Origin of the sequence: Nocardiopsis lucentensis DSM 44048 (assembly GCF_000341125.1) — a bacterium.
Taxonomy (GTDB): domain Bacteria; phylum Actinomycetota; class Actinomycetes; order Streptosporangiales; family Streptosporangiaceae; genus Nocardiopsis; species Nocardiopsis lucentensis.
Window position 1 is genome coordinate 1 of the sequence record NZ_ANBC01000364.1, and the last position, 8,280, is coordinate 8,280.

Consider the following 8,280-nt stretch of genomic DNA (forward strand, 5'->3'; position numbering starts at 1 on the left):
TGCGGCGGCGGTGCGGGCCGCCTCGGCCTTGACCGGGCTGTCGGCGTAGGGGAACCGGGCCAGGATGTACAGGTTCGCGGCCTCCTGGTCCCGGCCGCGCCCGCGGCGCTCGGCGGCCAGGCGGGACCACTCGGTGACCCACGTCCCGTCTCCGTCGCCGTCCAGGTCGCGGACGCGGCCGAGCACGCGTTCGATCTCGGCGGCGCCCAGGCCCATGTGCCGTGCGTGGAGCCGGACGAACTCCTTGGCCTCGTCAAGCGCGCGCATGGCGGTCCTTCGTGGTCATCTCGTGGGGGGCGTTCAGGACGCGGTCCAGCAGGCGGTACTTGAAGGGCAGGCGGTCGATGGCGCGCAACCGGGTCCGGCGCATCAGGGCCCCCGCCGCCGTGGACTGGGCCAGCGCCCGCTCCTGGAAGCGCTGGAACCGGGTGACCATGTCCTTGTGCGCGCGCCGCTCGGCCTCGACCTCGGCGAAGACGCCCGCGGGGAGGGTTCCCGGATGCTCGTCCAGGGCGCGGGTGATGGCGGGTGCGAAGTACACCGCGTCCTGGAGGGCGAGGTTGACTCCCTGGCCGAGGATGGGGGTGCAGGTGTGGGAGGCGTCGCCGACCAGCAGCAGGCCGTCGCGGCTCCAGACCGGCATCCGCGCGGTGAAGATCTCCAGGAAGGACGTGTCCTTCCACGAGGTGATGTGCTCCTCGACCAGGGGGCCGAGCCGGGGCGCCACCTCGGTGATGCCCGCCTTGAACGCCTCCAGCCCCTGGGAGCGGGCGTCGGCCAGGCCGCGCTTGGGCAGGTTGTAGCCCACGCGCAGCAGGTCGGGGAAGGCGGGCAGGATCACCAGGTGGCGGTCGCGCAGCGCCACGAGGTCGCCGTCGTGTCCCCAGTCGTCGGGGCGCGGCAGCTTGAACCACAGGAAGTCGCGTTCCATCGGCTGGATGTCGGCGGCCAGGCCGGAGAGCCTGCGGGCCTTGGAGAAGCGGCCGTCCGCGCCGACGACGAGCCGGGCCGTGACCCGCACGCGTCCCCCACCCGTCCGCAGCACGGCTCCGCGCACCCGCCCGTCCTCCTCGACCAGGTCGGTCAGGGTGGCCGGGGCCAGGTGGGTGAAGTTGGGGCGGGCGGACGCCGCGTCCAGGAACGCGCCGATGAGGGCGGGTTGGGGGATGTCGACGGGCACGGCCCCGATGGGGAAGCGCCGGTAGTCGATGTGCATCACGCGGCGGCCCCGCTCCCACTGCCCGATGCCCGTCATCTCGACGAACCCGTGCTCGCGCAGGGCGGGCTCGAAGCCGAGGTCGCGCAGGGTGAGCACGGAGCGGGCCGCGATCGTCTCGCCGCGGAAGCTGCGCTCCAGCGTGGTCTGCTTCTCGGCCAGCAGCACGTCGACCCCGGCCTCCGCCAGCAGGTGGGCCAGGAGTGCGCCTCCGGGGCCCGAGCCCACCACCAGCACGTCGGTGGTCGTCTCGCGTGCGGCCTCGTCCGCGGTCATGTCCAGTTCTCCAGTCCGTGTGTGACCTCGGCCAGCAGTTCGGCGGCCAGGGCGCCGTCGACGACCCGGTGGTCGAAGGTGAGGCTGAGCGTGAACACCGGCCGTACGACGACCTCGCCGTCGCGCACGACCGGTGTGTCGGTGATGGCGCCGACCCCGAACCCCCAGGTCCCGGCGATCATCGGCAGGATGGCGCGGACCGGGGTGTGTCCCACGGAGGTCACCGAGAAGACGCCCTGGAGCCGGGCCCGGCGGCGGGGGTCGCGCAGGACCGTCTTGTACAGGAGCAGTCCCAACGGAACCGGCAGCCGCTGGAGTCGGCGCACCTGGGCGAAGGGGCCGTCCGGGGTGACCTCGTCCTTCTTGTGGTCGTCGACGATCCGCTGGATGTCGGCGATGTCGCGCCGCTGGGCGGACTCCACGGACCCGGACAGGACGCAGCGCTGTCCGTCGACGGTCTTGTCGAACAGGACCTTGGCGTGCACGTCGTCGACCGTGGCCAGGCGGGGGCGCAGCCCGTCGCGCAGGACGGCGCGGGCGTCGGCGTTGGCGGCGATCGCGGCGGCGGCGGTCTTGACGACGTAGCTGACGTAGCTGACGCGTCGGCCCGACGCCTCTCGGTCGCGGCGTAGGGCGGTGGCGTCCACGTCGGCCAGCAGGTGGACGTGGCAGGTGGAGCGGGCGTCGCGCAGGAAGGCGTAGGTCTGGCGGCGCTGGGCGGGCAGGTCCCGCAGGGCGGCGCTCATCGGTCGGCTCCGTCACCGGCGGGCGCGTGGGCGTCCAGGACGGCGGCCATGTCGCGCAGGGTCCGGGCGCGCTCGAAGGCGTCGTAGTCGAGCTCGGCGCCCAGCTCGCGTTCCAGGTAGACCAGGACACGCAGGGCGTTGACCGAGTCCCAGCCCTCGACGTCGGCCAGGGCCAGGTCCGGCGTCAGGCCGTCCTCGTCCACGTCGAGCAGGTCGGCGACGACCTCGGTGACCAGTTCCTCAGAGCGCATCGATGATCTCCTCGCCGTGGGTGACGGTGATCCAGGCGGGCAGCGGGGGCGGCTCCGCCAGGTGGTGGTGGAAGGTACGGGTGTCCTCGTCCGGTGTGCCGGTGGTCGCGAAGCCCAGCTCGGGGTAGAGGCCGGAGAACTTGGCGTTGCGGTCGGTCCGGGTGAAGGAGGCGGTCACGGCGGTGGCGCCGTGGCGGCGCGCCGCGCGCAGGACGCTGCCGAGGATCGCGTGCTCCACCTTCCGGGAGAAGACCCGGCAGCTCATGACGGCGTTGCCGATCTCCCAGGCGCCGTCCTCCCCGGGCACGAGGGCGAGGGCGGCGATGAGCCCGTTGTCGCCGAACCGGTCGGCCAGGCGGGCGGCGTAGAACCGGCCGCCCCCGGCGGTGATCCGCTCGACGTCCTCGGCGGTGTAGCGGCGGCCGGTGAGGTTGAACTGGTTGGTCTTGGCGAAGAGCTGGACCACCCGTGCGGCGTTGGCCTCGTCCAGGGGCTCCAGGGACAGGTCGGAGCCCAGGGCGTGCAGGTAGTCCTCCAGGCTGTCCGAGCCCGCCCGCAGTTCCTCCCGGCCGGTCCGGGCGCGGTACATCTGGGCGCGGTCGCGGTCCTCCCGGGTGAGCCGCAGCAGGTCGAGACCGGCCCCACGGGCGACCAGGAGGGCGTAGCCGCTCGGGTCGTCGGGCAGGTCGGGGACGGTGACGCCGGGAAGGGCGTGGCGCATGAGTTCGCGCTCGGCGGGGTTGTCGTCGACGAAGGCCATGGCGTCCACGCCGATGTTGAGGTCCCGGGCGAGCTCGGCGACGTTGTCCGGTTTGGGCCGCCAGTCGGCGCGCACGGCGAGCAGGTCCTCACGGGAGAGCACCATCTCCGGGTGGGTGGTCAGGGCCTCCTCCGCCACGTCCCGGTCGTTCTTGGAGCTGACCGTGAGCATGACCCCCTGGCGGCCCAGGTCGCGAACGAGCCGTTGCAGCTCGCTGTGGGCCGATCCGGGGTAGGCGCCGCCGAGGCGGATGCCCGTGACGCCGTCGTCGCCGACCACGCCGCCCCACAGGGTGTTGTCCAGGTCCAGGACCAGGCACTTGCGGGCGAGTCCGAGGTCGGCGCGGGCGATCCGGGTCAGCTCCTCGGCGTAGGCGCGCAGGAAGTCCGGGGAGAACGCGTGGGAGGCGATGTGGCGCATGCGGTCGTCGGCGGCCACGGTCGGGGTGTCCAGGCCGGCGGTGTCGACGACCACGAGCGAGGGGTGTTCGGCGGCCAGGGCCAGGATGTCGGCGTTCATCCGGTGCCAGGCCGAGGCCAGCCGGGCGCGTCCGGCGTAGTCGACGTGGCGGGCGCGGGCCAGGGGGGACAGCGGCACGGTGTTGAGGACGGTGGCGCCGCCGAGGGCCTCCCGGCACGCGCCGTACCAGGAGCGCAGTTCGGTGACGAACTCCGCGCAGCGGCGTTCGACCAGGTCGAGGTCGAGGGGGTCGGCGACGGCCGACAGGACGGCGCGGTCGTCGAGCAGGCAGGCGACCACACGCGGTTCCAGGTCGCCGAGTTCGGGTGCGCCGCCCAGGACCTCCAGGCGCCACTGGTCGAACCCGGCGGCGCGGGTGGTGGCGACGACGCCCTCCCGGGCCAGGGCCGCGACGGTCATGGGCGGCAGGGGGTCGATGGTGGAGCTGGCGAGGAAGGCGATCCGCGTCTCGCGGAAGGCGCCGGACTCGGTGAGCGCCGCGCGCTGCTTGGCGCCGCCGACGAGGCGTCCGGCGGCCTCCAGGTCGAGCGGGTCGGTCAGTTCGGCGATCAGCGCGCGCACCTGGTCGGGGTCGGTGCCCAGGCCCTGGCGTTTGAGGGCGCGCAGTCGGGCGAGGGGGCCCTGGCGGCCGGTCCCGGTCATCGGGGCTCCCCTCCGTCCCAGCGCAGCGCCATCCCCGAGACGACCCACTTGGAGGACTCGATGGCGGTGAGCAGGAACCGGTCGCCGTCGGCGGCCGGGTCGTCGGTGATCGGGGCCACGGCCCGGTGGAGCTGGATGAACGGCAGGGCGTTGCCGTTGTTGCCGGTGTCGGCGACGCAGGAGACCGCCTGGTCGGAGCGCACGCCCATGTGCTCGCGGATGCGTTCGGTCATCACCCCGTTGAGCTGCGGGGTGAGGATGTGCTCGACCTCGGGGACGTCCCATCCCACGGCGGCGGCGAGTTCGGTGAGGACCCCGGCGGCCAGGCCGGGGACGTTCGCCTCGATGGCCTTGTAGTCCTCCTCGGCCATGGACTCGCGCACGAGGGCGCCCCGGGGGCCGGGGACCCGGGGGGCGCCCTCGACTCCGTACCAGCGCACCACCTGGGCGGGTGGGCGGCCCTTGCCGACGGTGCGCAGGACGAGGTGTTCGGTGGTCAACGCGGGGCCGGTGCCCTCGGCCTCGACCACGGCGGCGCCCGCGCCGTCGCCGAACATCGCGAAGTTGACCATGCCCGCGGGGCCGAGCGCGCGGACCGCCTCGTCGCTCTCGGGCATCAGTTTGCGGCAGGTGTCGGCGCCGATCACCAGCCCGCGCCCGGCGCCCGAGGCCAGCAGGGCGCGGGCGGTGTGCAGACCCTGGACGGCCCCGGCGCACCCGGAGGTCAGTTGGAGGGCGGGCAGGTCGTTCAGGCCGAGCCGGTCGGCGACGAGGTTGGCCGTCGACGGCATCAGGTGGTCCGGCGAGGCCGTGGTGAGGATGAGGAAGTCCAGGTCGCCCGGGGTGACGGCGGCGGCGTCCATGGCCCGACGACCGGCCTCGACGGCCAGGTCGCCGGTGAGTTTGGGGACTCCGTCCGGGCTGTCCGCACGACACAGGTAGCGGGTCCGGTTGCCGGTCATCCGTTCGAGCCACCGCTCGTGCAGCCCGAACCGCTCGGCGAGGTCGCGGTTGGTGACGGGGTCTCCCGGCAGTACCTCGCTCAGGGCTCTGATACGCATTCGACACTTCCCGACAGAGGTGATCGCACCCGACAGTGGCTGGGGTCCTCGGAGAGGGGCGGGACGCTGGGATCCGCCGTGTGGACGGGTTCTCCAAGGAGGGCGGGAGGTGGGTTCGCGCGCCTGGCTCCTCTGGCCGGGAACGGTCGCGGCCGCACCTCCAACGAGTGCGACATTAGGGACGAACGGGGTGGGCCAACCAGCCCCAGAACACCCCTAGAAACCCCCTAAACACCCCCTACCACCCCAACCCAGGGACTTTCCGAGAGGATTCGACCACGGACCGTGTTCGCGGTGAGTCGCCCGTACCTGCGGCGCTCACCCGGGATTCACCCTCCCGCCGCTGATCCGCGCTGACTGCGGCTCCGGGGCGGAGGCCGTAGGCTCCCGGACGAACCGTGTACGCGAGAACCCCGAGGAGCCGCGGTGGCCACCCCCTGCCCCGAGCCGGACCGGATCACGGGCTGCCTCATGGGCGGCGCGATCGGCGACGCCCTGGGCGCGCCGGTCGAGGGCACGACCCTCGACCGGATCCGGGAGGAGCACGGGCCCGACGGGCTGGCCGAGTACGCCTCCGGCCCGGTCGGCACCGGCGCGATCACCGACGACACGCAGCTGACGATGCTCACCGCGCAGGCGCTGGTGCAGGCCTCGGTCCGCGCACGGGAGAAGGGGATCGGCGGCGCGACGACCGGCGTCCTGCAGTCGACCTACCTGACGTGGCTCCAGGGACAGGGAGAGGAGATCCCCCGCCAGGACGTGATCTCCGGCTGGCTGGGGGCCGATCCCGCGATGACGGAACGGCGCGGGCCCGGAAGGACGGTGATCTCCGCGTTGCGGAAGGCCGCGGCCCGCCGGAAGCCGGGATGGCCGCTGGGGACCGTGGCGGAGCCGATCAACGACTCCAAGGGCTGTGCGGGCGTCGTGCGCGTCGCGCCGTGCGGGTTCGTCGGCCCCTCCCCCGAGCACACCTTCGCGCTCGGGTGCGCGACGGCCGCGCTGACCCACGGCCACCCGACGGGCCACCTCTCGGCGGGGACCCTGGCCGCGACGGTCTCCGGGCTGGTACGCGGCGTGCCCGTGAGGGAGGCCCTGGACAGGGCGAGGGCCGAGCTGGAACGCCACGACGGGCACTGGGAGACGTCGGCCGCGCTGGACGCGGCGGTCGACCTCGCCGCCCAGGGACCGCCCTCCCCCGAACGTCTGGAGGAGCTCGGGGCGGGCTGGACCGCGGAGGAGGCGCTGGCGATCGCGGTCTGCGTGGCGCTGTGCGCGGAGGCGGTGGCGGACGACCTCGCCTCCCGGGCACCCTTCTTCGCGGGCCGCCGCGACCTGGTCGGCGAACGCTGCCTGCGGATGGCGGTCAACCACTCGGGCGACAGCGACTCCACCGGCTCGATCTGCGGAAACCTCCTGGGCGCCCGGTACGGCACGGCGGTGCTTCCCGGCCGGTGGCAGTCCGGCCTGGAGGTCCGGTCGAGCGTCATCCACATGGCCGCGGACCGCGCGCTGGAGTTCGGCCCCGCCCCGCCGACGGATCCCGGGTTCGGCGTTCCCCCGGTGAGCTGGTTCGGGCGGTACGGGGAGGCGTGAGCGACGGCATCCCCCAGGAAACGCGACCCGGTGCGAGAATGAGCGCATGATCGGTCACATGCTCGTGTCGGCCGGGGTGCTGGCCGTGCTCACGATGGCGCCGGGCCCCGACATGGCCGTGGTCGCCCGCCAAGCCGTGTCCGGAGGACGGGGCGACGGACTGCGCACGGTCGTGGGCGTGGCCGCGGGTCTGCTCCTGTGGGGTCTGCTGGCCGCCGTCGGCCTGGCGGCGCTGCTGGCGGCCTCGGCCACGGCGTTCACCGTCGTCAGGTTCGCCGGTGCGGGATATCTGGTCTACCTGGGGATCAGGACGCTGCTCGCCAGCCGCCGTTCCTCCGTCCCGGAGGCCGTCCCGGAGCCCGCGGAACGCTCGGGCAACCCGTGGATGAGCGGGGCGGTCACCAACGCCCTCAACCCCAAGATCGCGGTCTTCTACATCAGCCTGCTCCCCGCCCTGGCTCCGCCCCAGATGTCACCGCAGGCGGGGATGGCCCTGCTGGTCCTGACTCATGTCGTGCTCACGGTGGCCTGGCTGAGCGGGTTCGTGTTCCTGTTGGACGTCGCCAGGTCCTTCTTCACACGGCCGACGGTGCGCCGGTGGACGGACCGGGTCACCGGAGGCGTGCTGATCGCCTTCGGCGCCCGTGTCGCCACCGCCCACCCCTGACCGGGGATCTCTCAGGGCGGGGCTCTCGACCCGACCGGAACGGCGGCGGGTTCGGACGGGCGCCCGGGACCCCCCGTTTCCCCGCGGGGTCTTGGCACGGGGAGCCGGTGGGAACCATCGTGGAGGAGCACACACCGACCGGTGTGGCCCGATCCCCGACGGACACGGAGGACTCCACCCGATGAGCGACACAGGCGGCCCCGCCGCGGTCGACCGGCACTTCCGGGACACGGTCACCGCCCTGCCCCCGGCAGAGCCGCGCCCGGCAGCGGCACCGATCACGCCCGACGGCCCGGTCACCGGCGACGACCTGCTACGGGTCTTCACCGCACAGGCGGGCAGTCGGCAGCTCGACTTCGCCGCCCGTGAACTGGGAGCCGGGAAGCAGGGCTTCTACAGCATCGGATCGGCGGGCCACGAGGGCAACGCCGCGGTCGCCGCCGCGCTGCGCCCCACCGACCCCGCGCTCCTGCACTACCGCTCCGGCGCCTTCTTCCTGTACCGCGGGGGCCAACTCCCCGGGCAGCAGCCGCTGTGGGACGTCCTGCTCGGCGTCGTCGCCGCGGCGGAGGAGCCGATCAGCGGCGG

The 8,280-nt window shown here is 73.6% G+C and carries 8 protein-coding genes and 1 pseudogene; 3 read left to right on the forward strand and 6 right to left on the reverse strand.

The features are described 5' to 3' along the window. From D471_RS34145 to D471_RS0112465, 6 genes are all read right to left on the reverse strand, one after another. The coding region (locus tag D471_RS34145; RefSeq protein WP_040689430.1) for a hypothetical protein at window positions 1-267 on the reverse strand (267 nt) is incomplete at its 3' end. Further along, a complete protein-coding gene (locus D471_RS34150) occupies window positions 254-1,492 on the reverse strand; it encodes an FAD-dependent monooxygenase (RefSeq protein WP_017598913.1) in 1,239 nt (412 codons plus the stop codon). The genes D471_RS34150 and D471_RS34145, both read right to left, overlap by 14 nt. Continuing rightward, complete coding sequence (locus tag D471_RS0112450; RefSeq protein WP_017598914.1) at window positions 1,489-2,238, reverse strand: 2-oxo acid dehydrogenase subunit E2; 750 nt, start codon at window positions 2,236-2,238, stop codon at window positions 1,489-1,491. Before D471_RS0112450 ends, D471_RS34150 begins: the two co-directional genes overlap by 4 nt. Continuing rightward, window positions 2,235-2,489, reverse strand: coding sequence for an acyl carrier protein (locus D471_RS0112455; RefSeq protein WP_017598915.1), 255 nt, complete (start codon window positions 2,487-2,489; stop codon window positions 2,235-2,237). Before D471_RS0112455 ends, D471_RS0112450 begins: the two co-directional genes overlap by 4 nt. Beyond that, complete coding sequence (locus tag D471_RS0112460) at window positions 2,479-4,371, reverse strand: HAD-IIIC family phosphatase (RefSeq protein ID WP_017598916.1); 1,893 nt, start codon at window positions 4,369-4,371, stop codon at window positions 2,479-2,481. The genes D471_RS0112455 and D471_RS0112460 overlap by 11 nt, the downstream gene beginning before the upstream one ends. After that, window positions 4,368-5,432 carry a 3-oxoacyl-ACP synthase III family protein gene (locus D471_RS0112465; RefSeq protein WP_017598917.1) on the reverse strand — a complete coding sequence of 355 codons (1,065 nt, stop codon included), beginning with the start codon at window positions 5,430-5,432 and terminating at the stop codon, window positions 4,368-4,370. Before D471_RS0112465 ends, D471_RS0112460 begins: the two co-directional genes overlap by 4 nt. Window positions 5,433-5,858: 426 nt before the next feature. On the opposite strand from D471_RS0112465, the gene D471_RS0112470 reads away from it, so the two are divergent. The 3 genes and pseudogenes from D471_RS0112470 to D471_RS34155 form a co-directional block, all read left to right on the forward strand. After that, window positions 5,859-7,025 carry an ADP-ribosylglycohydrolase family protein gene (locus D471_RS0112470; protein ID WP_017598918.1) on the forward strand — a complete coding sequence of 389 codons (1,167 nt, stop codon included), beginning with the start codon at window positions 5,859-5,861 and terminating at the stop codon, window positions 7,023-7,025. Window positions 7,026-7,071: 46 nt separating this feature from the next. Beyond that, entirely contained in the window at window positions 7,072-7,692 is a 621-nt protein-coding gene (locus D471_RS0112475) for a LysE family translocator (protein WP_017598919.1), read from the forward strand. Between the two features lie 181 nt (window positions 7,693-7,873). Continuing rightward, a pseudogene (locus D471_RS34155) lies at window positions 7,874-8,280 on the forward strand (MFS transporter); the annotation flags it as partial.